Origin of the sequence: Pseudooceanicola aestuariicola (assembly GCF_045763785.1) — a bacterium.
GTDB lineage: Bacteria > Pseudomonadota > Alphaproteobacteria > Rhodobacterales > Rhodobacteraceae > Pseudooceanicola.
Genome location: NZ_JBJGSF010000002.1, coordinates 580102 through 602187, shown reverse-complemented (window position 1 = coordinate 602187; position 22086 = coordinate 580102). Strand labels below are relative to the sequence as shown.

Genomic DNA, 22086 nt, shown 5'->3' with positions numbered 1-22086 from the left:
CCAAATACCCACAGGAGCAGACAATGGACCGTCAGACCCAGATCGAAATCGAAGCCGCCGCATTTCGCACCCTGCGCAATCACCTGATGATCGAACGCCCCGACGTGCAGAACATCGATATGATGAACCTTGCAGGCTTCTGCCGGAACTGCCTGTCACGCTGGATGCAAGAAGCCGCGGCCGAAAAAGGCATCGAGATCACCAAGGAACAGGCCCGCGAAGCCTTCTACGGCATGCCCTATGACGAGTGGAAGTCCCGGAACCAGACCGATGCATCGCCCGAGAAACAGGCGGCTTTCGACAAAGCCTTCGCAGAGAACGTGAAGCCCAAGAATTAACGGGACAACGCTCGTTAACCCAGTATACTTGCAGCAGATAAGATCGACTGCGGCATCAATTTCGCCGCCTTTTTAAAATACGCGTATTCTGGCGTTACCAACGAGGAACAAATGAAAATTTCGCTACTTCGCACTTGTGCGGTGTCTATTGCTATTGCCGCGTCTCCGGTTGCGGCACAGGACTTCACCGGCGCATACATCGGTCTGGGCCTCGGCGGCGCGGGCTTCACAACACCCGAGTCTGAAACCGGATCGCCATATGCTACGTCGACCACCCGGGCCACGTCGATCATCGCAACCTTGCAGGGCGGCTACAACATGGCTGCAGGCAACGTCATCTACGGTGCCGACCTGACCGGAATGTTCGGCAACCTCTCTGGTCAGTCCCGATCCGCCTCAATCGCCGGACTGGGGGCGACATTCGACGCGGTGCGCGAAACCAGCCTGAAATCCTTGGTCATGCTGAACGGGAAAGTGGGCACAGTGTCCGGAAACACCCTGTTCTATGGAACAGCGGGTGTTGCGGCTGGCCGCGTCACGAAACAATTCACGGCATTCAACCCTGCTGGCTCGAATACAGTGTTCGGCGGCGGCGACGGTTACTACTCGAAGACACAGGTTGGCTTCAACGTGGGCGTCGGCATGGAGTGGAAGATGACCGAAAACGTCTCGCTGGCGGCTGAAGCCCGGTACTACGACCTTGGCCGCAAGACGATGACCTATTCGCCAGCCCTGTCCCCGTCGGTGACACACATCAAGGGCGGGGTCGTCAGCTTCAAAGTGAACTACTGGCTGAAATAAGACCGCGAAAACCAAATCAAAAGGGCCAAGGACACTGCTGTTCTTGGCCCTTTTTCTTGGGGCATCGCTTAGCTCAGACCACCGTGGCAGTCACCGCCCCGTCCATATTGATTGTAACACCAGTGACATAGCTGGCCCTGTCGGACGCCAGAAAAACAGCCATGTTTGCGATGTCTTCCGGCTCTGCCATGCGGCCCATCGGGATACGGCTCACGGCCTGCTTTTCGGCCTCTTCGACGGTGGTGCCAGCCTGCTCTGCCTGCGCTTTCAGGCCTTCCTGCAGCCGGGTCGTCCGGGTGGCGCCGGGGTTTAGCCCCACCACACGCACCCCGGAGTCAGCATAAGCCTGCCCCAGCCCGGCCGTCGCAAGCATCAGCGCCGCATTGGCCGATCCGCCCGGCAGGTGAATGGACGACGCGACCTTACCGCCCGCGCCGATGATGTTGACGATCCGTCCCGTTCCACGCGCGGCCATGTCCTTGACGACTGGGTCGATGACATTGACGTAGGTAAAGAACTTCGCGTCCATCGCGGCACGCCAGTGATCAGGTGTCAGCTTGGCGGGAACCGTCCGCTGCGCGGCGCCGGCGCTGCAGACCAAGATGTCGATATCACCGATCAACTCGTGACAAGAGGCGACCAGACCGGCGGCCTCTTCAGCGGATCGCAGATCGGCAACCAGACCCTGCCCACCGCCAAGATCCGCCAGCGCGGCGTCGACCGACGCTTGCGACCGTCCTGCAATAACGATTTGAACGCCCTCGGCCATCAGCGCCTTGGCACAGGCCAGCCCAATCCCCTTGGTGCCCCCCGTGATCAGCGCAGTCTTTCCAGTAAGTCCCAGATCCATTGGCCAGCCCTCCCGTTTAGCCACACCGGCCCTCACGTCCGGTTCTCCAAACATAGGGCGCGTCTGGCCTACGCGCCACGGTCAACCGAATGATCCCGGCCAGATACCAAACACGCGCATCAAAACAAAAAACCCGGGCGCGAACGCCCGGGCTAAGGTTCTCAGACTGAAGGGAGGAGGTATCAGCCCTTGGAGAATTCCGGATAGGCTTCCATGCCCAGTTCGGCCATGTCGAGACCCATGATCTCGTCTTCTTCCGAGACGCGGACGCCCATGACCATCTTCAGGATGAACCACACGATCGCGGACATAACGATGGTTGCCAGACCGATGACGATGATACCGTACAGCTGTGCGCCGATGGTTGCTTCGTCGTTGGTCAGGACCACGGCCAGCGTGCCCCAGATACCTGCAATCAGGTGGACCGGGATGGCGCCGACGACGTCGTCGATCTTCATCTTGTCCAGCATCGGAACCGCGAAGACCACGATCACGCCGCCGATCATACCGATGATCGTTGCCCAGCCCAGGGTCGGGGTCAGCGGTTCGGCCGTGATGGAGACCAGACCGGCCAGTGCGCCGTTCAGAACCATCGTAAGGTCAGGCTTCTTGTACAGGATCTGCGTCAGGATCAGGGCTGCAACTGCACCACCTGCCGCTGCTGCGTTGGTGTTGGAGAAGATGCGCGACACGTCAGCCACGTCACCAACCGAGCCCATCGCCAGCTGAGAGCCGCCGTTGAAGCCGAACCAACCCAGCCACAGGATGAACGTACCCAGAGTTGCCAGAGCAAGGTTCGAACCGGGCATCGGGATGGTTTTGCCATCTTTGTACTTGCCGATACGCGGGCCGATGATGATGGCGCCGGTCAGAGCCGCCCAGCCACCGACCGAGTGCACGATCGTGGAGCCTGCGAAGTCCGAGAAGCCAGCTTCGCCAACGAAGCCACCACCCCAGGTCCAGGATGCGGTCAGCGGGTAGATGATGGACGTCAGGATGATCACGAAGATCAGGAACGGCCACAGTTTTACACGCTCGGCCACGGTACCGGACACGATGGACGCGGTTGCGGCACAGAACATCAGCTGGAAGAAAAAGTCCGAACCGGTCGAGGCATAGCCATAGTCGTCAGCCGCATCGGCGGTCACGCCAACGGCTTCCAGAACACCGGGGCCCCAAACGCCCGACAGGACGCCTTCGACGGTCCAGGTACCCAGCGGGTACATCAGGTTGTAGCCGATCAGGTAGTAAAAGATCGACGCCAGACCGAACAGCGCGACGTTCTTGGTCAGCTGCATGGTCACGTTCTTGCCGCGGACAAGACCCGCTTCAAGCATCGCAAAGCCGCAGGCCATGAAGAACACGAGGAAGCCGCCGATCAGGAACAGCAGCGTGTTGAAGATAAAGACGCTGTCAGTGGACGGGTTCGTGCCCGGAACGGGGCCGTCCTGCGCCAGGCCAAGGCTCGGCGCGGCGATCAGCGCGGCGGCAAGGCCCAGTTTGGTAAGAGTTTTCATCACGTATTTCCTTTCCCTGTCCGCAGCCGTTACAGCGCGTCCGCGTTGGTTTCGCCGGTCCGCACACGAACCGCCTGCTGGACGTCCAGCACGAAGATCTTGCCGTCCCCGATTTTCCCGGTCTTGGCGGTGTTCGTGATCGTTTCGACGACCTGGTCGGCCATTTCGGCAGCAACCGCGATTTCCAGTTTGATTTTCGGCACGAAATTCACGGCGTATTCTGCGCCACGGTAGATCTCGGTATGTCCCGACTGAGACCCGAACCCTTTAATTTCGGTCACCATCATGCCGCGCACGCCGATTTCAGTCAGCGCCTCGCGGACCTCCTCGAGCTTGAACGGTTTGATTGTTGCAATGATGAGTTTCACTGATTTTCCCTTCCATATCTCGGAGCGCAGGCCCCGGCTTTGGCAGGTACAGATAAGGCGGACCCGCTTTCTTATCGAAAGGTGAAGGCCCGGATTCACCGCCGAAAACCTCAGCATTTGCACAATATTTAATCGTTATCCAAATGATGCTCAATTTTCAGGCAATTTTTGAACGATCAAATTTCGGCAAACGGCTCAACATCTAAGGGAACAGCGCGTATATCTGTCCGAAATAACCGTGAACGGGCAGACAAGATGAGTGATTCAGGACGCCGCAAGCCACCTCTCGTGGCCGACCGACGGTATAGCGGATCGGGCAAAGGCAAAGCGGCCGGAGGCAAAGGCTCTGGTAGCAAATCCGGCGCGTCCAAAAAGACCGCCACGAAAGCCAAGCCCAGAAAAGCTCCTGCCCGCAAACCCACGCGTCGCGGCCCCATCGGATATATCGCGGCGCTGTTCCGTTGGGTATTCCGGCTGGTATTCGGCATGGCATGGCGTCTGACGGCTGTCATCGTGCTGATCATCGCCGTCGCCGTCGCCTTTGTCGCCGTGTCTATGCCCCCGCTGGAAGATCAGCTGGACGGTCGCGCCCGCGGCTCTGTCACGATGCTGGATCACGAAGGTCAGGTCTTTGCATGGCGCGGCGATCAGTTCGGCGGCGTCGTGACGGCTGAAACTGTATCGCCTCACCTCAAGAACGCGATCGTCGCGACCGAGGATAAGCGCTTTTATCGTCATTTCGGGATCTCTCCTCGCGGCATCGCATCCGCCGTGCGGATCAACCTGCGTGAAGGGCGCGGGCCTTTGTCCGGCCACGGCGGGTCGACCATCACGCAACAGACCGCCAAGCTGCTGTGCCTTGGCGAACCCTACGACCCGGAAAAGTGGGAAAACGAAACCGCGTACGAATCCGACTGCCGCGAAACCACCCTGTATCGCAAAATCAAAGAGGCGATCTTTGCCATGGGGATGGAGGCCGCCTATTCCAAAGACGACATCCTGACCATCTATATGAACCGTGCCTTCCTTGGCGCGGGCGCACGTGGGTTCGAAGCCGCCAGCCAGCGCTATTTCGGCAAATCCGCCGCTGACGTCGCCCCGGCCGAAGCGGCCATGCTGGCCGGTCTTCTGGTCGCGCCCACCCGCTACGCCCCCACCGCCGATCTGGCACGGTCGCAGAACCGCGCGGCCGTCATCGTCGGGTTGATGGAGGAACAGGGCTATCTGACGACTGCCCAAGCCAACGACGCACTAGCCAACCCTGCCGAACTGTCCGAAGCCGCCGAAGCCAAAGCGGGCGGTTACTTTGCCGATTGGGTAATGTCTTCGGGTCCGGAATTCCTGACACGCAAGACCACCGAAGACGTGGTGATCCGCACGACGCTGGATCAGCGCCTGCAGCGCGCCGCCGAAGAAGGCATGAAGTACATCTTCGAAAACAAGGTCAAAGAGGGCTCAAAAGCGCAGGCCGCAGTTGTAGTGATGAGCGCCGATGGCGCCGTCCGCGCCATGGTCGGGGGGCGCCGCACCAAGGTCTCGGGCGCGTTCAACCGCGCCACGCAAGCGCTGCGCCAAACCGGGTCGGCCTTCAAACCCTTCGTCTACGCCACCGCGCTGGAGTTGGGCTATCATTGGTACGACACGGTCGAAGACACGCCGTTGACGATGAACATCCCCGGCTCTGGCCCGTGGTCGCCCGACAATTACGATCGCAAGTTCCGTGGCACAGTGACGATGGCACAGGCGCTGCAAGGGTCGTTGAACATCCCCGCAGTGCGCATTGCCGACAGCGTAGGCCTTGAGAACGTGCGCAAGATCGCATCCGACTTTGGCATCGAATCCGATCTGGCACAGGGTCCGGCCTTGGCTCTGGGCGCCTCTGAATCGACGTTGATCGAAATGACGGGCGCTTACGCTGGTATCCTCAACGGCGGTTCTTCGGTCACGCCTTACGGCCTGGTCGAACTGCGCCTGCAGGGCCAGTCAGAGGCGCTGATGGACGCCACCGGCGGTATCGGCGAACGCGTCATCCGCGAATCGGCCGCCAGAGAGTTGATCTGGATGATGAACAATGTCGTCACCCAAGGTACCGGCGGCCGCGCGGCGCTACCCAACCACGAGGTCGCGGGCAAAACCGGCACGACCTCGGCGGCGCGGGACGCGTGGTTCATCGGGTTCACCGCCGACTATGTGGCTGGAGTGTGGATGGGGTACGACGACAACACGCCCTTGACCGGTGTCACCGGGTCGGGCCTACCGGCAGAGATCTGGCACGAGGTGATGGTCCGCGTTCACGAAGGCATCCCGCCCCGCCCGTTGCCCATGGCCCGCCCGGAAGCGCCCGCGCCTGAACCACAGGTCGCCGACAGCAACCGTGTGCCGCAGAACCAGCAGCCGCGTCAGGATCCGCTCGAACGGTTGATCCGCAATATATTTGGTATTCGAAACTAAGGTTTCAGCGATGAAGGCCGGGCGCTTAGCCCGCCTTCTGAACCGCAGCAATCAGCCGGTCGATATTGCCACGGTTGGCATCCAGCATGGCACCGATTTCCGTCTTTTCGGACAGGCGCATCGAAATGCCTTCGATCACCATGTCAAAAAACAGATTGCGTCCAGACCGGTCCGAGACAAGGAACTTGATCTCGAACGGCTTCTCGCCCTTCAGGTAGGCGGTGCCCGTGACCTCTTTCCAGGTTTTCACCTGACGGACGCCATTGACCTCGATCCGGCCGCCGACGAATTCCTGAAACCGCTTGCCGTATTTGCGCGCGATGTAACCTTGGAACGCCTTGGTATAAGCCTGCATCTGCGCAGGCGACGCGCGCCGGGCATCCGCCCCAAGCGTCGATTGCGCGATGATCGCCACATCGGCGTAGCGCGCAAAAATCCTCTCGAACTCGCGGATCATGCTGCTGACCGACCCGCCGCGCGCGATGACCTTGTTGATGTCCCCAACCAGATTATCGACCAAAGACTTGGCCGCCGCATCACTCATCCCAAAGGCCGGCAGCGCGGCGCAGGTCGCGAGGACCGAAGCAATCATGGTCCGGCGTGTCAGCTTACTGGTCATAGGGGTCATCATAGGGATCACCTGCGGCATAAGGATCATCATACGGGTCGGCAGCCCCCGTTCCACCGCTAAGCTGATAGCGACGGTTCTGCAGATAAGTCGAACGGGTCTGCGCATAACTATCTGCCGAGTCATATAAGACCGAACCGACGGTTTGCGAATACCGCCCCCGGTCGCCCAGCTTTTTGGCAACGCTAGCCACCGGGCTTGCGTATTTCTCGGGCTTGGGCAGTGCGTAGCTTAGCGGATTGGTAAACAGATCGACAACGCGCCCGACCGCGTCCCGTTCGGTGGACGGACCAAGGATCGGCAGTTCAAGGTAGGCGCCTTCGCGCGCGCCCCAGACGTGCAGGGTTTCGCCGAAATCAGTGTCTTCTTCGTAAATTTCAGCCCCGGTCGCGACGTCTATAAAGCCACCCAGCCCAACGGTCGAATTCACGACGAAGCGGAACGAATTAATAAAAGCGCCGCGCAGATCCGCCTGAAGAAGGTTGTTCACCACCAGCTGCGGCGTCGACAGATTGTCGGAAAAGTTGGCGATCCCGGTCACGACCGGCTCTGGCGTGACTGTGACATAGGCTTCTGCGGCGCGACTGATCAGGCCGGTGTCCGAGCCTTTGTTGAACTCATGCGTCCGGCGGTTCGATCCCTCCCACGGGTCATTGATTCCACGCGCGACTTCGGGTTCGCCGCAGGCCGCCAGCAGAAAAAGGCCGGAAAACAATGCCGTACGACGGATAAGGGCTTGGAAAGAAATTTCTGAAATGCTCACAGCAGGACCCCCGACACCCGGTTGGCTTAACATCGCGCCGGGTGTGACACCAGCCAAAGGCCTTGGCCGGGCGATCACATTTGGTCGGGGGTGTCAGATTTGGGGGCAAATCGCACATGGGCCGGGCGCCTCGACGACCAAACGATAGCGGCTTTGCCGAACTGCGCGCTGCACGACGGGTGGATCGACCGATCTACGCCGCAGTCGCGGTGTTCAGCTTTTTCGCCAATCTGCTGATGCTGACCGGACCGATCTACATGCTACAGGTCTATGACCGAGTGTTGGGATCAGGCTCCGTCGAAACGCTGGTCAGCCTCAGCCTGATTGCTGCCTATCTGTTCGTCACGATGGCGATCATAGACATTGCACGGCATCGATTACTGTCACGCGTCGGCGCCCGATTCGAGGCGCGATTGGCAGAACGAGTGATGCGGGCGACAATCGCCCGAAGCAGAACGCACCATGACGCGACGCCGGAGCAAAGCACTCAGGCTTTGCAGTTGCTGCGTAACGCGATCGCCTCTCCAGCATTTATGGCGGCCTACGACCTGCCATGGACGCCCATCTTTCTGATAGGGATCGCAATTTTTCACCCTGCGCTTGGCCTTTTGGCCGTTCTTGGGGGTGCAATTCTGATCGCGCTCGCTCTTGGCAACCAGCTGTCCTCTCGCCATCCGCAGACTGCCGCTCAAAACGCTCAAACACAAACCGACGAACTGACACAGCAGTTTCACCACGGTGCGGATACGATCGCCGCGACAGGTATGGAAAGCGCCCTCATCAGACTTTGGCGACAGCAGCGGGATATCTTTTCGGATCATCAGGTGCAGGCGCTGGATGTAACGGCACTTTTCGGCACGTCGATCCGAACGATGCGCATCTTTCTGCAAACGGCGCTGTTAGGACTAGGCGCATACCTAGTCATCCAGAACGACCTTAGCCCGGGCGCAATGATCGCAGCGTCGGTCCTGACTGGACGGGCGCTATCGCCAGTTGAAACCATTATTTCCGCGTGGCCATCGCTGGATCCCGCGCTCCGCGGCTGGACTGCAGTGGGCAGGCTGTTGTCGGATGTTCCTCCAGTTCCTCCACGAACGCCTCTTCCCGAACCCAGATCGCGGGTGGACGTCTGCGATCTGACGGTGGTTCCGCCGAACCAATCCGTCGCGGCGCTAAGGCTGGTGTCTTTCAGTGTGGGGCCGGGTCAGGTGATCGGGGTGATCGGGCCGTCCGGGTCCGGCAAATCCACTTTGGCCAAGGCGTTGACGGGTGTCTGGCCCGCGGCGGGCGGTTTGATCCGTCTGGATGGCGCGCCACTGGCCCACTATGACCAAGAAACACTGGGTCGTAGCATCGGCGCCCTGCCGCAAACCGTCCAAATGTTCCACGGCACGATTGCCGAAAATATCGCGGGCTTCGCTGAGCCGATCGACTTGTCCGCGGTCTACGCCGCGGCGCAAGTGGCGCAGGCGCACGAGATGATCCTGACCCTTCCCGAAGGATATGACACCCGTCTAAGACATGGCGAAACGGGCCTATCCGGTGGTCAGCTTCAGCGTATTGCGTTGGCCCGGGCAGTCTATGGCGATCCAAAGATCGTCATTCTGGATGAACCGAACGCCCATCTGGATCACGATGGTGAAGCCGCTCTGCTGCTGACGATCCGCCAACTCAAATCCCTTGGAAAAGCATGCATCGTGATGACGCATCGGCCCGCAGCGCTTCAGGACTGCGATGCAGTTCTGGTGTTGGAGGGTGGCCGACGCGTGGCTTTTGGACCTCGGGACGATGTCTTGAAAAAGGTGCTTCTGCCACCAAACAGCGCCAAAATCACCGCCGCCGACAGGTCCGTGTCATGAGGCCGCCCAATCGCGCTTGGTCCCTTTCCGGGCCGCTGATCACTGGCCTTTTCGCGATCTTGATGTTCGTGGGCGGCTTCGGGTCTTGGGCAGCGACGGCTCAGCTATCTGGTGCCATTATCGCTCCGGGCCACGTTATAGCTTCGCGTGTCCCGCAATTCGTTCAACATGAAAAAGGCGGCAGGGTCGCAAAGGTCTTCGTATCCGAGGGCGACACTGTGAAGGCAGGGGATGCGCTGATCGCGCTGGATGAGACTGCGCTGGTCGCCGATCTGGTTGCAGCGAAAGAGGAACAATTCGACCTTCGTATCAGGACGGCAAGGATCGAGGCCGAATTGTCAGACCGTTTGCAGATCGAAATCGGACTTAAGGAGATGAGCCACGCCACGTTCGGCGACCTGCTCGTCCAAAGGATCAAAGCGGAAAACGCCCTGATCGAAGCGCGGGTGGCGAGGGTTGCTCAGGAGACTCATCAACGTCGCCAGAAAATCGCGCAAACCGAAAGCCTCATCAAAGGGTTGCGCGCGCAGACGTCGGCCATCCAAAGCCAACTCAGGCTGATAGAAGCGCAATTGAACGACCAGCTACGGCTGAAAGAACAAGGCCTGTCCCCCGCGTCTCGGGTCGCCGCCCTGCAACGCGAAGCTGCAAGGCTGGCAGGCGCGATTGCCGATATCGACGCCCAAATCGATCAAGCGCAAGGGTTCAAGCAAGAGTTGATGATAGAGGGTGACCGCATGTCTGCAGAAAGGAAAGAACGGCTGCTGCAGGACCTGGTGGGCATCAATCATCAGTCCAGAATTCTAGACACCCGGATCGCGGCGATTGAAGATCAGCGACAAATGCTGCGGATCAACGCGCCGGCCTCTGGTACGATCCACCGACTGTCGGTTGTCGGAGAGGGCATGGTTGTTCAGCCCGGTCAGCCTATCCTTCAAATCGTCCCAAATCGGCGACCCGCGCGGGTCCGCGTCGATGTCGATCCGCAACAGATAGGCGACGTCGTAAACGGACAGCAGGCCCAACTGTCTTTCCTCGCCCTCAGCGGCCCCCTCGGTCCGCTGGCAACCGGCCGCGTCATCCATATTTCAGCTGATCGCCTTCAAAACTCTGACGGGGCGCGTAGCCATTACGCAGTCGAAATCGAAATCACCTCACCAATGGATGGCCGCGACCTTATCCCCGGCTTACCGGTTCGGGCCTTTATCAAGACCCAGACCCGGACTCCATTGTCCTACCTCCTTCAACCCTTCACCGATTACCTGTCAAAAGCGATGCGGGAAGGGTAGCGCGGGCCTTGCAATCGCCGCGCGGCGCAGTAGCGTCGCGGCAAAGCGATGAAAGGAAGCCGCCATGACCAACGCCATCGAAACTCGCCTTGCCGAACTAGGCCTCGCCCTGCCCGACAGCCCCGCCCCGCAGGCGAACTACGTGCCTTACGTTGTCTCGGGCAATCTTGTGTTTGTTTCGGGTCAGGTCTCGATGGATGCCAACGGTTTCATCAAAGGCGTTCTGGGCGACGACATGAGCGTCGAAGATGGCGCCGCCGCGGCCAAGCTATGCGGTTTGTCCCTGCTCGCGCAGGTCAAGGCGGCCTGCGGCGGTGATCTGACGAAATTGAAGCGCGTGGTGAAATTGACCGGGTTCGTCAATTCGACCAAAGACTTCGGCGACCAGCCCAAGGTGGTCAACGGCTGTTCCGACCTTCTGGTCGAGGTGCTGGGTGACGCGGGGCGCCATTCCCGCTCGGCCGTGTCGGCAGGCGCGTTGCCGTTTGGGGTCGCAGTCGAAATCGAAGGCATTTTCGAGATCGAATGACCCTGCCACAAGCGTTTCTGACCCGTCCGCTGGCGCATCGCGCCTATCACGATCTGGCAGCGGGCCGGCCCGAAAACTCGATCGAAGCGATCCGCGCTGCGGTAGACCACGGCTATGGGATCGAAATTGACCTGCAACTGTCCAAAGACGGTCAGGCCATAGTGTTCCACGATTACGACATGACCCGCCTGACGGGTCAGCGCGGACCGATCCAACAGCGCACATCCGAAGATCTGCAAAATATACCACTGATCGGCGGCACCCATACGATCCCGACACTGAAACAGGTGTTGGACGAAGTCGCCGGACAGGTCCCCCTGCTGATCGAGATAAAGGATCAGGACGGAACGCTTGGCCCCGCTGTCGGTCGGCTGGAGGATGCGACGGCCCGTGATCTGAAAGGGTACCAAGGGGACGTGGCCGTGATGTCGTTCAACCCGAATGCCGTCAGGGTGTTCAGCGGCGCGGCCCCGGACGTTCCTGTGGGGCTGACGACCTGCGATTTCAACGCAACCGATTGGCAGCTGATCCCGAAGGCCCGCCGGGAACGTCTGGCAGGCATTCCTGACATCAAAGCTTCGCGCGCCTGTTTCATCAGCCACGACGCGCGGGACCTGACCGCCCCACGGGTAAAGCAGCTGAAACAGCAGGGCCTGCCCGTGCTGTGCTGGACGATCCGATCGCCCGAAGCAGAGGCAGAGGCGCGCAAGATCGCAGATAATGTGACATTCGAAGGCTATGCTGCTTAGCTTGACGCTTGAACGTTGCGACAAATGCATCACGTTTGGCGTATGGATGGTCAGGAATACGATAGCGACACGGTGATCGAGGTTCGCGCCCACGACAGTCTGACCCAGATCGACGCGCGCGACTGGGACGCCTGCGCCTGTGCCGAGGCGACGGACGGCGGCGCGCCGAACGATCCCTTCACGACCCATCGGTTCCTGCTGGCGCTAGAGCAAAGCGGTTCTGTCGGCCCGGGCACCGGCTGGCAGCCCAGATATCTGACCGCCCACGCCGAAGATCAGATGATCGCGGCGGCACCGCTTTATGCGAAATCTCATAGCCAGGGCGAATACATCTTCGATTTCAACTGGGCCCACGCTTACGAGGGCGCGGGTGGCCGGTACTATCCCAAGCTACAGATCGCGGTGCCCTTCACACCCGCCTCTGGCCGTCGCCTGTTAACCAAACCGGGGTTTGAGACGACAGGGCAATCGGCCTTGGTGCAGGGAGCGGTGCAGATCGCGGAGCACCACGGCCTGTCCAGCCTTCACCTGACCTTTTGCACCGCCGAAGAGGTCGCGCCGGGCAAGGCGATGGGGCTGATGCATCGCGCCAGCCAGCAGTTTCACTGGCACAACGACGGCTACGACAGTTTTGACGACTTTCTTGGCTCTCTCAGTTCTCGGAAACGGAAGAATATCCGCAAGGAACGCCAGACCGCGCAGGCTTTCGGCGGCGACATCATTTCGCTGACCGGAGACGACATCCAGCCAGAGCATTGGGACTACTTCTGGGAATTTTATCAGGACACCGGCAGCCGCAAATGGGGCACACCCTACCTGACCCGCGCCTTCTTCGACCATCTACATGATACCATGCGGGACGATGTCCTACTGGTACTGGCCGTGCGCGATGGCGTGCCCGTGGCCGGGGCGTTGAACTTTATCGGCCGACAATCGCTTTATGGTCGCTACTGGGGGTGCACAGAACACCACCCCTGCCTGCACTTTGAACTTTGTTATTATCAGGCGATCGATGCGGCCATCGAACGTGGCTTGGCGCGGGTCGAAGCCGGGGCGCAGGGCGAACACAAACTGGCGCGGGGCTATTTGCCGACCCAGACGCATTCGCTGCACTGGTTCGCTGACCCCAGTTTCGCCCGTGCAATCAAACAATATCTGGATGCCGAGGCAGAGGCCGTAGAGGAAGAGATTGAAATTCTAACCTCCTACGGCCCGTTCCGGCGCGACACCTACGAGGATCAGGAATGAGCAACGCAATCACAACCACCGACATCGACGCTTTGACCGCAGCAGGCTGGAAAGTCGAAGGAGACCGCGACGCAATCCAGAAGGATTTCAAATTCGCGGATTTCACCGCAGCTTTCGCCTTCATGACGCAATGCGCATTCTATGCCGAAAAATGGGATCACCACCCGGAATGGCAGAACACCTACTCTGACGTAAGCGTGCGCCTGACAACCCATGACGCCGGCGGCCTGACGGAATTGGATGCCAAACTGGCGACCAAGATGGACGAAATCGCGGGTTGATCGATCAGATTAGCTGACCGGCCATCGCCGAATAGATACCGGACATATCATTGCGCTGCGCGGCCTCGGCAGCCGTGCGGGCAGTGACCCGCAACCTTTCACGCGCCTCTTCATCTTCGCCCGCGCCCTCGGCCATGCGCCAGCGGATATGCCGCCAATGTGCCGCGCGCAGGGCATCGGCAAGAATATCGTCTGGCAAAGCACTGGCAGAGATGTCGAGCAATTGCCCGCGAATTTCCAGATACGCCTCTTTGGTCGGTGCCATCGAATCCGCCATTGCCGACGCCACTGAAAGACGTTCACGGTAGATGGCAGGCACGTCGCCCCCTTCGCAACAGGTGGCACAAGCCGTCATTAAAACCTTCAGCACTTTGACGTCCCGGTCCCGATCCCCAGCCACCAAGGGCGACACGATCGTACCGACACCCGAGCGCGTTTCGACCAAACGTTCATAGGCAAGCTTTTGAAGGACTTGGCGGATTGGCGTGCGTGAGACGCCAAATTCCGTCGCCAACGCGCCTTCGTGCAGGGTGATCTGATCAGACACAGATTGCATCATGCAGATACGGTGACGAAGCTCGGTCGCGATTTCCGAACCATCTTTACGGTACTGCATATGCGTCTTGCTTTCCTTGTGTCTGTTTAACAGGTAACTCTACTTAATGGTGAACGTTAACAAGTATGACGGCAACGTCATTACACGTCAAAGCAAAAGCCATTGTGCAAATATATCTTATAAAACCGATGATAAAATGATGACCGACGAACACGAAACTTCCGTTAGGGCAATTGTTTCCGGGCCGAATGGCACCCGGATCCTGACGTCGGGATTTCCCGGTCTGCAAAGCGGCATTGATGGGACCGCCTACATCGACCCCCACAACCTTAAGGCGACGATGAGCGCCATCCATTCAGCCGGCGCATCGACGCTTGTGGTGCTGACCGAAGCTGACGAATTGCCCGTGGATGCCATGACCCATCTGGGCGAAGCCGCAAGAAACGCAGGCGTACAGATCGAAACGTTACCGATCCCCGATTACCACGCCCCCAGCGACGAAACGCTGGCGCAGTGGGATGCCCTTGCGACCCGCAGGGATTGGCCCGACACGCAAAACACGCTGGCCTTTTGCTGCCAATATGGCGCCGGACGGTCCGGCACGATGGCGGCCTACGTGTTGATCCGGCAGGGACTATCGAAAGACGAGGCGATCAAAACCGTCAGGGACGGCTTTGCAGAGTCCATCGAAAGCGAAGTTCAGCTGGAATTCCTGGAAAAGATTTCGGCCCGGTTAAAGGACCAAGCGCCTGATCTTGACCCAGATTAAGATGATTCGCATACTCTGCACCAAGTCGACCCGGCTCTCTCGGGTTGGCGGGTCCAGATCGACCGGAACTGGCCACGACGGAGCAGAACGCTGCGGGCTGGCACGACAGTTTCAGGAAGTCGGATAGTCGCTTCCAGAGTGACCTGAGGCCCGCGAGACAGAAGTCTTGCGGGCCTCGTTCAGAGCCTCTCAAATCGCCTCAAGCAGCGCTTCGCCGCCCGACACGTCGCATTGGCCGGGGTTCTCTTCGGCTTGGATGACGCTGACGACGCCGTCCTGAACATACATCGCATACCGCTTGGACCGATTGATCAGCCCCACCGGCGGCGCGCTAAAGTCCATGCCGACGGCCTTGGTGAATTCCGCCTCGGGATCGCCAAGCATGGTGATGCCCGCCTTGTCCGCGCCAGTGTCTTTGCCCCAAGCGCCCATGACGAAAGGATCGTTGACCGACAGGCAGATGATTTCGTCCACGCCCTTGGCTTTGAACTGATCCGCCGTCCGAATAAAGCTGGGCACATGCGCCGTGGTGCAGGTGCCGGTGTAGGCGCCGGGCAGCGCGAAGATCACGACGTTGCGGCCCGACAAACGGTCCTTCAACGAAATCTGCGCCGGGCCCTTGTCGGTCAATTCGACCAATTGGGCATCTGGCAGCGTTTCACCATTGGAAATTGCCATTGGAAGGTCCTCTCGTTATCCATGCGTTCCGAGGCAAGGATAGTACTTGCGTCAGAACCTGCCAGAGCAAAAGAGGGATCGGGCATGTCTCATTTCGTGGTTGTCGGGGCCGGCCAGGCCGGATCGTCATTGGTGGCAAAACTGCGCGAAAAGGGCTTCGATGGTCAGGTCACTCTGATCGGCGATGAAGCCGCGCCGCCCTACCAGCGCCCGCCCCTGTCAAAGGCGTACCTGTTGGGCGACATGCCGCGCGACCGCCTATTCCTGCGCCCCGAAGCCTATTACGCGGAACGCGACATCACCCTGCGGACCGGGGCCGAGGTGACGGGCATCGACCCGAACGCCAAAACCCTGACGGTGGGGGGCGAAACGATCGGCTATGATCAACTGGCCCTGACCACTGGCTCTTTGCCCCGCCGTCTGCCGGACGCCATTGGCGGGGCGCTGGACGGTGTGCATTACGTCCGCACACTGGCCGACGTCGACCGGATGGAGCCGGAGTTCAAAGCTGGCCGCCACGTCTTGATCGTCGGCGGCGGCTACATCGGCCTTGAGGCTGCAGCCGTCGCCGCCAAACAGGGCCTGACCGTGACGCTGGTTGAAATGGCCGACCGTATCCTGCAGCGGGTCGCCGCGCCTGAAACCTCGGCCTTTTTCCGCGATCTGCACGCCAGCCACGGCGTGACCATCTGCGAAGGCGTCGGCCTGACCCGCCTGACCGGCGAAGGCCGCGTCGGTGGGGCGGAACTGACCGACGGCACGGTGTTGAACGTCGATTTTGTCATCGCGGGCACGGGCATCCTGCCGGACACGCGTCTGGCCGAAGCGGCCGGACTGACCTGTGACAACGGCATCGCGACGGACGAACAGGGCCGCACGTCTGATGCAAACATCTGGGCGGCGGGCGATTGCGCATCTTTCCCACACAACGGTGGGCGTCTGCGTTTGGAAAGCGTGCCGAACGCCATCGACATGGCGGAATGCGTGGCCTTGAACATGATGGGCGAGGCCAAGACCTATGTGCCAGAGCCGTGGTTCTGGTCCGATCAGTATGATGTCAAACTGCAGATCGCCGGGCTGAACACTGGCTATGACCGCGTGGTGATCCGTCATGCGGGTGAGGATCTGTCGCATTGGTATTTTGCAGGCGACAAACTGCTGGCCGTTGACGCTATGAACGACGCGCGCGCCTTTATGGTTGCGAAACGGCTTTTGGCCGCAGGCAAATCGCCCGATCCGATGGCGGTTGCCGATCCTGCTACCGAACTGAAGACCCTGTTGCGCTGACATGCGCATCGTCGGGGGCAGCTTTCGCGGTCGCAGGCTCGCCGCTTTGGGCAAGGGCGACGCGGGCGCACATCTGCGCCCGACCTCGGACCGGGTGCGCGAAAGCCTGTTTTCGATGCTGGAAGGAGGCCGCTTTGGCAATCCGATCGAGGGGGCGGTCGTGCTGGACCTTTTTGCCGGCACAGGCGCCTTGGGGTTGGAGGCGCTGTCACGCGGCGCAGCATCGGTAACCTTTGTCGATGACGGTCGGGTGGCGCAGAAACTATTGTCGGAAAACATCACGACCCTTGGCGTGAAAGATGTGACCAAGGTTATCCGCACCTCTGCCCTGCGGTTGCCGGAGGCGACAGGTTCGGCCGGGCTGGTCTTTCTTGATCCCCCATACGGCAAAGACCTTGGCGCGAAGGCGTTGAGTACGGCCAAGGCGCAGGGATGGATCGCGGATGGGGCCCTGATCGTCTGGGAAGAACGCGGACCGCAGGAGGCGCCCGACGGCTTCGACCTGCTGGAACACAAGAGCTATGGTGATACGGTCGTGACCCTGCTGCGAGGCTAAGCGCTGGTGGTTCCCTCGGATGCCTCCGGCGGGAGTATTTTGGGAAAGATGAACCTGGGGGTCAGGCGAACTGTCCGTGACAGAACCAGCCCCGGGACATTGCAGCGCCATGGGCAAAGAACAGCCACAGCTTGTCCCCCGCCGTGGTCGTGACCTGCCAGTAATCCCGTACGCCGCTGCGCCAGTCGGGATCATCCAGCCACCATTCTGGCGCGATACGTTCCGGGCCAGAGGCGTCGTGCAGATCCAGATCGCGTCCGCGCCAACGGAAGTGTTCCGGCAGATAGGGCGTATCGGGGGCGGTCACAGGTTCGGGCCGCCACAGCAACAAGGGCCGTGGCGCGGCAGGCATGGGCCAGTCCTGCGCAGGCTCTGACCACGCCGCCGCCAGCACCTGCGCGGTTTTTTCGGGTATATGAGACGACGCCGGATGCCAGCGGGTGATCTGCTCCATCCCGACCCTTGCGCCGATCCGAGCCACCAGATCATCCTGCGCCGTCGTGCTGGCCAGACGGTCCGAAATCACCTGCCCCGCCGCCAGATGCCCCACCGGTTGGCGCGGTGACAGGGGTTCGTGATGCACCGCCTCTAGCCGCAGCATGTCGATGCCCAGCCCTGCATCGATGTCGTCCAGCTTCATCGCCAGCAGGGGGCGGACCCGCTCTGGATCCGCGGTCGGACGGGCCAGCCCGACGTTGACCCATTGCATCGTATGATCCGTCCGGTAGGCCTGCAACCGGATCAACCGCACGCCCCGCCCTGCCTTGGTCAGCGTGTCGCACAGACGCGGCAGCAGGCGATCAATGCCCGCCAGCATATCGTCGGTCAGGCCAATCGGATCGGGCAGCGTCATGCGGACCGCAAAAGGCCGCGCCTCGGCCACGGGCGATACGGGTTCCGGCACCTGCCCAAGCGCCTGATCGATCCGCAGAACCAGCTGAGGCCCGAACCGGCGGGACAAAGGCGCGCGGGGCTGGTCCAGCAGATCCGACATCCGCCGCAATCCCAACCGCGACAGCTGCGCCAACACGTCCCCATCTAACCGCAGCGCAGCCAGTGGCAAAGGCGCCAGAGCACTGCGCAACTGACCCGGCGGAGCGATGCGCTGGCCTTCGATCCCGGCAGTACGCGCCAAGGGGGCCGCCCCGCCGCGTTCCCAGTGCCGCCGCTTGACCGCGCGGGACCGTGTCGCCCGTGCCTCTTGGTCCACGGCATCGCCACTGCGGTGATGGCGTGCGCCCTGCCCCGCAAACCGCGCCAAGGCCCAGGCCGCCCCCAGCGTATCGGCCACCCCCGCCCGCACCGTCAGACCGGCATTTGCACAATCTCCATCGATGGCGGCCAGCAAAGCCTCCTCTCCGCCGAACAGATGCGCGCAGCCCGTGATATCAAGGCTTAAGCCATCCTCTCCGGCCTCGCCGACCCAGGGGGAATACTTGCCCGCCCAACGACGCAGCGTCGCCAGAAACGCGGCCTCTGCCTGCGGATTGCGCAGACGGGTCACCAGTTCAGGACACATGGCCAGCGCATCGCGCAGCGGCTGATCCCGCCGCAACCCCGCCGCACTGGCCCCGACCGACAGGGACGATAAAACCTGCGCCGGGCCTTGGGTCGCCACCACCGCAAAAGGCATCGCCGGATCGGCCCGCAACCGACGCAGCAGGCGATCGGCCCCCAGCCTTGGGAACCACAGCGAAAGAATCCGGCGGCGTGGGTCGGACATGGGGCAGCAGCAGTTTGTTCACGATACGTTCCAAAAATAGCAACCCCGTGATCCCCTGTCGAGTCATCTGGCCAAGCCACCCCGCAACTGCCATCCTGCCTCCGACAACAGGAGTAGCCTCATGAAAACAAGACACCTTGCCTTCGCCCTCGCCATCATCGGGACCGGAGCGATCGCCCACGCCAATGTCAAAGATCCTCAGGTCAAAGCCCGGATGCAGCTGATGGAGCAGATCAAGGATGCCACCGGCGTTCTGGGGAATATGGCCAAACAACCCAGCACCTATAACCAAGCCACGGCTGCAGCGGCCAAGGCGGACCTGATCGCTGCCTCGACCAAGGTCACCGCCGCGTTTCAGACCCCTGCCACCGACCCTGCATCCGAAGCAAGCCCGAAGATCTGGGAAAACTGGGCAGACTTCACCGCAAAGGCTAATGGGCTGACCTCTGCCGCACAGGCGCTGGACGCAAGCTCCGCCCAAGGTGTCGCGGCGGGTATGGCCGGGATCGGCGGGGCCTGCGGTGCATGCCACAAACCCTACCGCCTGTGATCAGCCGCAATAGATACCGATAATCTTATCCAGATTGTCGAACTCGACATTCAGGCGATCCATGCGATGGTCCATCGTCAACATGGCCCCGGACTGAAAGATGCGCACATCGGGGCCGGGCTCCAACCCGGCCTCAAGCGCGTCAGACACCCTCTCGCCCACCAGCGACTGAAATTCTGACGCATGACACTGATCCACTGCCGGATCAGCCTCAGCCTCGGCCACAGCACAACCAGCCATCAGGGTGATGGGTAGAGCGAACAAAACGTGCTTCATCATTCAGCCTTTCTCAGCCGCCAACATGTCGCAAAAACCTTAGCACGCCGCTGGTCTGAACAAGCTTAACCGTTGATCCTCGGCCAGAAATTGCCCATGGTCCCAGCAACGATTTAAGGGAGACGTTTCAAATGCGCACCAAAGCCGCTGTTGCCGTTCAAGCCGGAAAACCGCTCGAAATCATGGATGTAAACCTCGACGGCCCGAAGGCGGGTGAGGTTCTGGTCGAAATCAAGGCCACCGGCATCTGCCACACGGATGAATTCACATTATCCGGCGCAGACCCCGAAGGCCTGTTCCCCGCGATCCTCGGCCACGAGGGCGCAGGCGTCGTGATGGAAGTGGGCGAAGGCGTCACCAGCCTGAAGCCCGGCGATCACGTCATCCCGCTTTACACGCCGGAATGCCGCGAGTGCTATTCCTGCACCTCGCAAAAGACCAACCTCTGCACCTCGATCCGCGCGACCCAGGGTCAGGGCGTCATGCCCGACGGCACCTCGCGTTTCACAACGCTCGATGGCGACCCGATCCTGCATTACATGGGCTGCTCGACCTTCTCGAACCACACGGTTCTGCCGGAAATCGCGCTGGCCAAAGTGCGTGAGGACGCACCCTTCGAAAAGATCTGCTACATCGGCTGCGGCGTGACCACCGGCATAGGCGCGGTCATCAACACCGCCAAGGTTGAGGTCGGCTCGACCGCTGTTGTCTTCGGTCTGGGCGGCATCGGCCTGAACGTCATTCAAGGCCTGCGTCTGGCTGGGGCCGAGATGATCATCGGCGTCGACCTGAACCCCGGCAAAAAGGAAATGGCTGAACGCTTCGGCATGACCCATTTCGTCAACCCGAGCGAGCTTGACGAAGACATCGTTCCCTACCTCGTCAACCTGACGAAACGCCGGGGCGACCTGATCGGCGGCGCGGATTACACCTTTGACTGCACCGGCAACGTCAACGTCATGCGTCAGGCGCTGGAATGCGCGCACCGCGGCTGGGGTGAATCGATTATCATCGGCGTCGCGCCCGCGGGGGCCGAGATCTCGACCCGCCCCTTCCAGCTGGTCACCGGCCGTGTCTGGAAAGGCACCGCCTTTGGTGGCGCGCGTGGCCGGACCGACGTGCCCAAGATCGTCGACTGGTACATGGACGGCAAGATCGAGATCGACCCGATGATCACCCACACCCTGTCGCTGAATGACATCAACAAGGGCTTCGACCTGATGCACGCGGGTGAATCGATCCGCTCGGTCGTGACCTACTGAACCGAAAAGGGGCGGTCTCAAAGCCTGCCCCTTCTTCTGGTTGATAAATACCCTTCGGGGGGTCAGGGGGGCAGACAGCCCCCCTTTTTCATGCAGGCTTGCGCGCCACCAGATACTGGACACCCACCGCGCCGCCCATCTTTTCGGCCTCGACGATTTCCAAACCGGCTGCCTCCATCGAGGCTATCACCTCTGCTGGTTTCAGGAATGCGACGAACGGCGCCTTGCCGACCAATCGCATCGCGCCAATGACCGGGCGCAGCAATTGGCCCTGCCACGTGCCTGCCAGAACACCGGTCTTGGTCACCAGAACGCCACCGGGCTTCAGGCGATCAGCCATCTCGCGCACCGCTTTGTCCATCGCCGGGATTAGGTGCAGGACGTTAAAGGCCATCACCGCGTCGAACTGGCCGTCGGGCATACGCGCGATGTCATGCTGCGCAAAAGTCACGTTATCCACGTCCTGATCCTTGGCCCTGTCCCGCGCAATATCCAGCAGCGCGCCGCTGATATCCGTAGCCAGAACGCTGCGCGCATGAGGGGCCAGCTTGAACGCGATCGTGCCGGTGCCACATCCGACCTCCAGAACGTCCGAGGTTGGCGTCAGATAAGACGCAGACCGCTCTACCGTGCGCTCGTGTTGCGGCAGATTTTCAATCGGCCGCTTGGCATAACTCGGGGCGACCTTGTCCCAGAATGACTGGCTTTGCATAAGACTTCTCCTGAACCATCTGCCCCTTGCTTACGCCAATCAATTT

General features: G+C 60.8%; 24 protein-coding genes. 14 read left to right on the top strand and 10 right to left on the bottom strand.

The annotated features are described in order from the left end of the window. Positions 1–23: 23 nt before the first annotated feature. The gene (locus tag ACI3GR_RS10865) at positions 24–338 is read left to right on the top strand and encodes a DUF1244 domain-containing protein (RefSeq protein WP_407494445.1); all 315 of its coding nucleotides are present in this window, start codon (positions 24–26) and stop codon (positions 336–338) included. A 111-nt stretch (positions 339–449) separates the two neighbouring features. Then, entirely contained in the window at positions 450–1139 is a 690-nt protein-coding gene (locus ACI3GR_RS10860; protein ID WP_407494443.1) for an outer membrane protein, read from the top strand. 73 nt (positions 1140–1212) lie between these two features. On the opposite strand, the gene ACI3GR_RS10855 is transcribed toward ACI3GR_RS10860, so the two are convergent. From ACI3GR_RS10855 to ACI3GR_RS10845, 3 genes are all read right to left on the bottom strand, one after another. After that, the gene (locus tag ACI3GR_RS10855) at positions 1213–1989 is read right to left on the bottom strand and encodes an SDR family oxidoreductase (protein ID WP_407494441.1); all 777 of its coding nucleotides are present in this window, start codon (positions 1987–1989) and stop codon (positions 1213–1215) included. Positions 1990–2171: 182 nt separating this feature from the next. Further along, positions 2172–3506: an ammonium transporter gene (locus ACI3GR_RS10850; protein WP_407494439.1), complete on the bottom strand. Its 1335-nt coding sequence runs from the start codon at positions 3504–3506 to the stop codon at positions 2172–2174. A 29-nt stretch (positions 3507–3535) separates the two neighbouring features. Beyond that, positions 3536–3874, bottom strand: a complete 339-nt coding sequence (locus ACI3GR_RS10845) for a P-II family nitrogen regulator (protein ID WP_009806359.1) — start codon at positions 3872–3874, stop codon at positions 3536–3538. Positions 3875–4129: 255 nt separating this feature from the next. Here ACI3GR_RS10845 and ACI3GR_RS10840 point away from each other — a divergent pair, with 255 nt between their 5' ends. Then, the gene (locus ACI3GR_RS10840) at positions 4130–6325 is read left to right on the top strand and encodes a transglycosylase domain-containing protein (RefSeq protein WP_407494437.1); all 2196 of its coding nucleotides are present in this window, start codon (positions 4130–4132) and stop codon (positions 6323–6325) included. A 25-nt stretch (positions 6326–6350) separates the two neighbouring features. Here ACI3GR_RS10840 and ACI3GR_RS10835 read toward each other — a convergent pair whose 3' ends face one another. Both ACI3GR_RS10835 and ACI3GR_RS10830 read right to left on the bottom strand, forming a co-directional pair. After that, the gene (locus ACI3GR_RS10835) at positions 6351–6944 is read right to left on the bottom strand and encodes an MlaC/ttg2D family ABC transporter substrate-binding protein (RefSeq protein WP_407494435.1); all 594 of its coding nucleotides are present in this window, start codon (positions 6942–6944) and stop codon (positions 6351–6353) included. Continuing rightward, on the bottom strand, positions 6934–7716 hold the full coding sequence (locus tag ACI3GR_RS10830; protein ID WP_407494433.1) for an MlaA family lipoprotein: 783 nt from the start codon (positions 7714–7716) through the stop codon (positions 6934–6936). The genes ACI3GR_RS10835 and ACI3GR_RS10830 overlap by 11 nt, the downstream gene beginning before the upstream one ends. 116 nt (positions 7717–7832) lie before the next feature. Here ACI3GR_RS10830 and ACI3GR_RS10825 point away from each other — a divergent pair, with 116 nt between their 5' ends. From ACI3GR_RS10825 to ACI3GR_RS10800, 6 genes are all read left to right on the top strand, one after another. Further along, positions 7833–9575: a type I secretion system permease/ATPase gene (locus ACI3GR_RS10825; RefSeq protein ID WP_407494431.1), complete on the top strand. Its 1743-nt coding sequence runs from the start codon at positions 7833–7835 to the stop codon at positions 9573–9575. Then, positions 9572–10864 (top strand): HlyD family type I secretion periplasmic adaptor subunit, encoded by a 1293-nt coding sequence (locus ACI3GR_RS10820; RefSeq protein ID WP_407494900.1) that lies wholly within the window; start codon positions 9572–9574, stop codon positions 10862–10864. The genes ACI3GR_RS10825 and ACI3GR_RS10820 overlap by 4 nt, the downstream gene beginning before the upstream one ends. 64 nt (positions 10865–10928) lie before the next feature. Further along, a complete protein-coding gene (locus ACI3GR_RS10815) occupies positions 10929–11393 on the top strand; it encodes a RidA family protein (RefSeq protein ID WP_407494429.1) in 465 nt (154 codons plus the stop codon). After that, entirely contained in the window at positions 11390–12142 is a 753-nt protein-coding gene (locus ACI3GR_RS10810) for a glycerophosphodiester phosphodiesterase family protein (protein WP_407494427.1), read from the top strand. Before ACI3GR_RS10815 ends, ACI3GR_RS10810 begins: the two co-directional genes overlap by 4 nt. 42 nt (positions 12143–12184) lie before the next feature. Then, positions 12185–13390, top strand: a complete 1206-nt coding sequence (locus ACI3GR_RS10805; protein ID WP_407494899.1) for a GNAT family N-acetyltransferase — start codon at positions 12185–12187, stop codon at positions 13388–13390. Further along, positions 13387–13671, top strand: a complete 285-nt coding sequence (locus ACI3GR_RS10800; protein WP_407494425.1) for a 4a-hydroxytetrahydrobiopterin dehydratase — start codon at positions 13387–13389, stop codon at positions 13669–13671. The genes ACI3GR_RS10805 and ACI3GR_RS10800 overlap by 4 nt, the downstream gene beginning before the upstream one ends. Positions 13672–13675: 4 nt before the next feature. Here ACI3GR_RS10800 and ACI3GR_RS10795 read toward each other — a convergent pair whose 3' ends face one another. Then, positions 13676–14287, bottom strand: coding sequence for a GntR family transcriptional regulator (locus ACI3GR_RS10795; protein ID WP_407494423.1), 612 nt, complete (start codon positions 14285–14287; stop codon positions 13676–13678). A gap of 139 nt (positions 14288–14426) precedes the next feature. Here ACI3GR_RS10795 and ACI3GR_RS10790 point away from each other — a divergent pair, with 139 nt between their 5' ends. Beyond that, positions 14427–14996 carry a protein-tyrosine phosphatase family protein gene (locus tag ACI3GR_RS10790; protein WP_407494421.1) on the top strand — a complete coding sequence of 190 codons (570 nt, stop codon included), beginning with the start codon at positions 14427–14429 and terminating at the stop codon, positions 14994–14996. Between the two features lie 189 nt (positions 14997–15185). Here ACI3GR_RS10790 and ACI3GR_RS10785 read toward each other — a convergent pair whose 3' ends face one another. Continuing rightward, the gene (locus ACI3GR_RS10785) at positions 15186–15674 is read right to left on the bottom strand and encodes a peroxiredoxin (RefSeq protein WP_407494419.1); all 489 of its coding nucleotides are present in this window, start codon (positions 15672–15674) and stop codon (positions 15186–15188) included. Positions 15675–15758: 84 nt separating this feature from the next. On the opposite strand from ACI3GR_RS10785, the gene ACI3GR_RS10780 reads away from it, so the two are divergent. Beyond that, complete coding sequence (locus ACI3GR_RS10780; RefSeq protein WP_407494417.1) at positions 15759–16961, top strand: NAD(P)/FAD-dependent oxidoreductase; 1203 nt, start codon at positions 15759–15761, stop codon at positions 16959–16961. A 1-nt stretch (position 16962) separates the two neighbouring features. Beyond that, positions 16963–17517, top strand: a complete 555-nt coding sequence (gene rsmD, locus ACI3GR_RS10775) for a 16S rRNA (guanine(966)-N(2))-methyltransferase RsmD (RefSeq protein ID WP_407494416.1) — start codon at positions 16963–16965, stop codon at positions 17515–17517. A 61-nt stretch (positions 17518–17578) separates the two neighbouring features. On the opposite strand, the gene ACI3GR_RS10770 is transcribed toward rsmD, so the two are convergent. Beyond that, positions 17579–19240, bottom strand: coding sequence for a Y-family DNA polymerase (locus ACI3GR_RS10770; protein WP_407494414.1), 1662 nt, complete (start codon positions 19238–19240; stop codon positions 17579–17581). A gap of 121 nt (positions 19241–19361) precedes the next feature. Here ACI3GR_RS10770 and ACI3GR_RS10765 point away from each other — a divergent pair, with 121 nt between their 5' ends. Continuing rightward, positions 19362–19790, top strand: a complete 429-nt coding sequence (locus ACI3GR_RS10765; RefSeq protein WP_407494413.1) for a c-type cytochrome — start codon at positions 19362–19364, stop codon at positions 19788–19790. Here ACI3GR_RS10765 and ACI3GR_RS10760 read toward each other — a convergent pair whose 3' ends face one another. After that, entirely contained in the window at positions 19791–20069 is a 279-nt protein-coding gene (locus tag ACI3GR_RS10760) for an I78 family peptidase inhibitor (protein WP_407494412.1), read from the bottom strand. Positions 20070–20197: 128 nt separating this feature from the next. On the opposite strand from ACI3GR_RS10760, the gene ACI3GR_RS10755 reads away from it, so the two are divergent. Then, positions 20198–21328 carry an S-(hydroxymethyl)glutathione dehydrogenase/class III alcohol dehydrogenase gene (locus ACI3GR_RS10755; protein WP_407494410.1) on the top strand — a complete coding sequence of 377 codons (1131 nt, stop codon included), beginning with the start codon at positions 20198–20200 and terminating at the stop codon, positions 21326–21328. 88 nt (positions 21329–21416) lie between these two features. On the opposite strand, the gene ACI3GR_RS10750 is transcribed toward ACI3GR_RS10755, so the two are convergent. Further along, a complete protein-coding gene (locus ACI3GR_RS10750; protein WP_407494409.1) occupies positions 21417–22040 on the bottom strand; it encodes a class I SAM-dependent methyltransferase in 624 nt (207 codons plus the stop codon). Between the last annotated feature and the right edge of the window lie 46 nt (positions 22041–22086).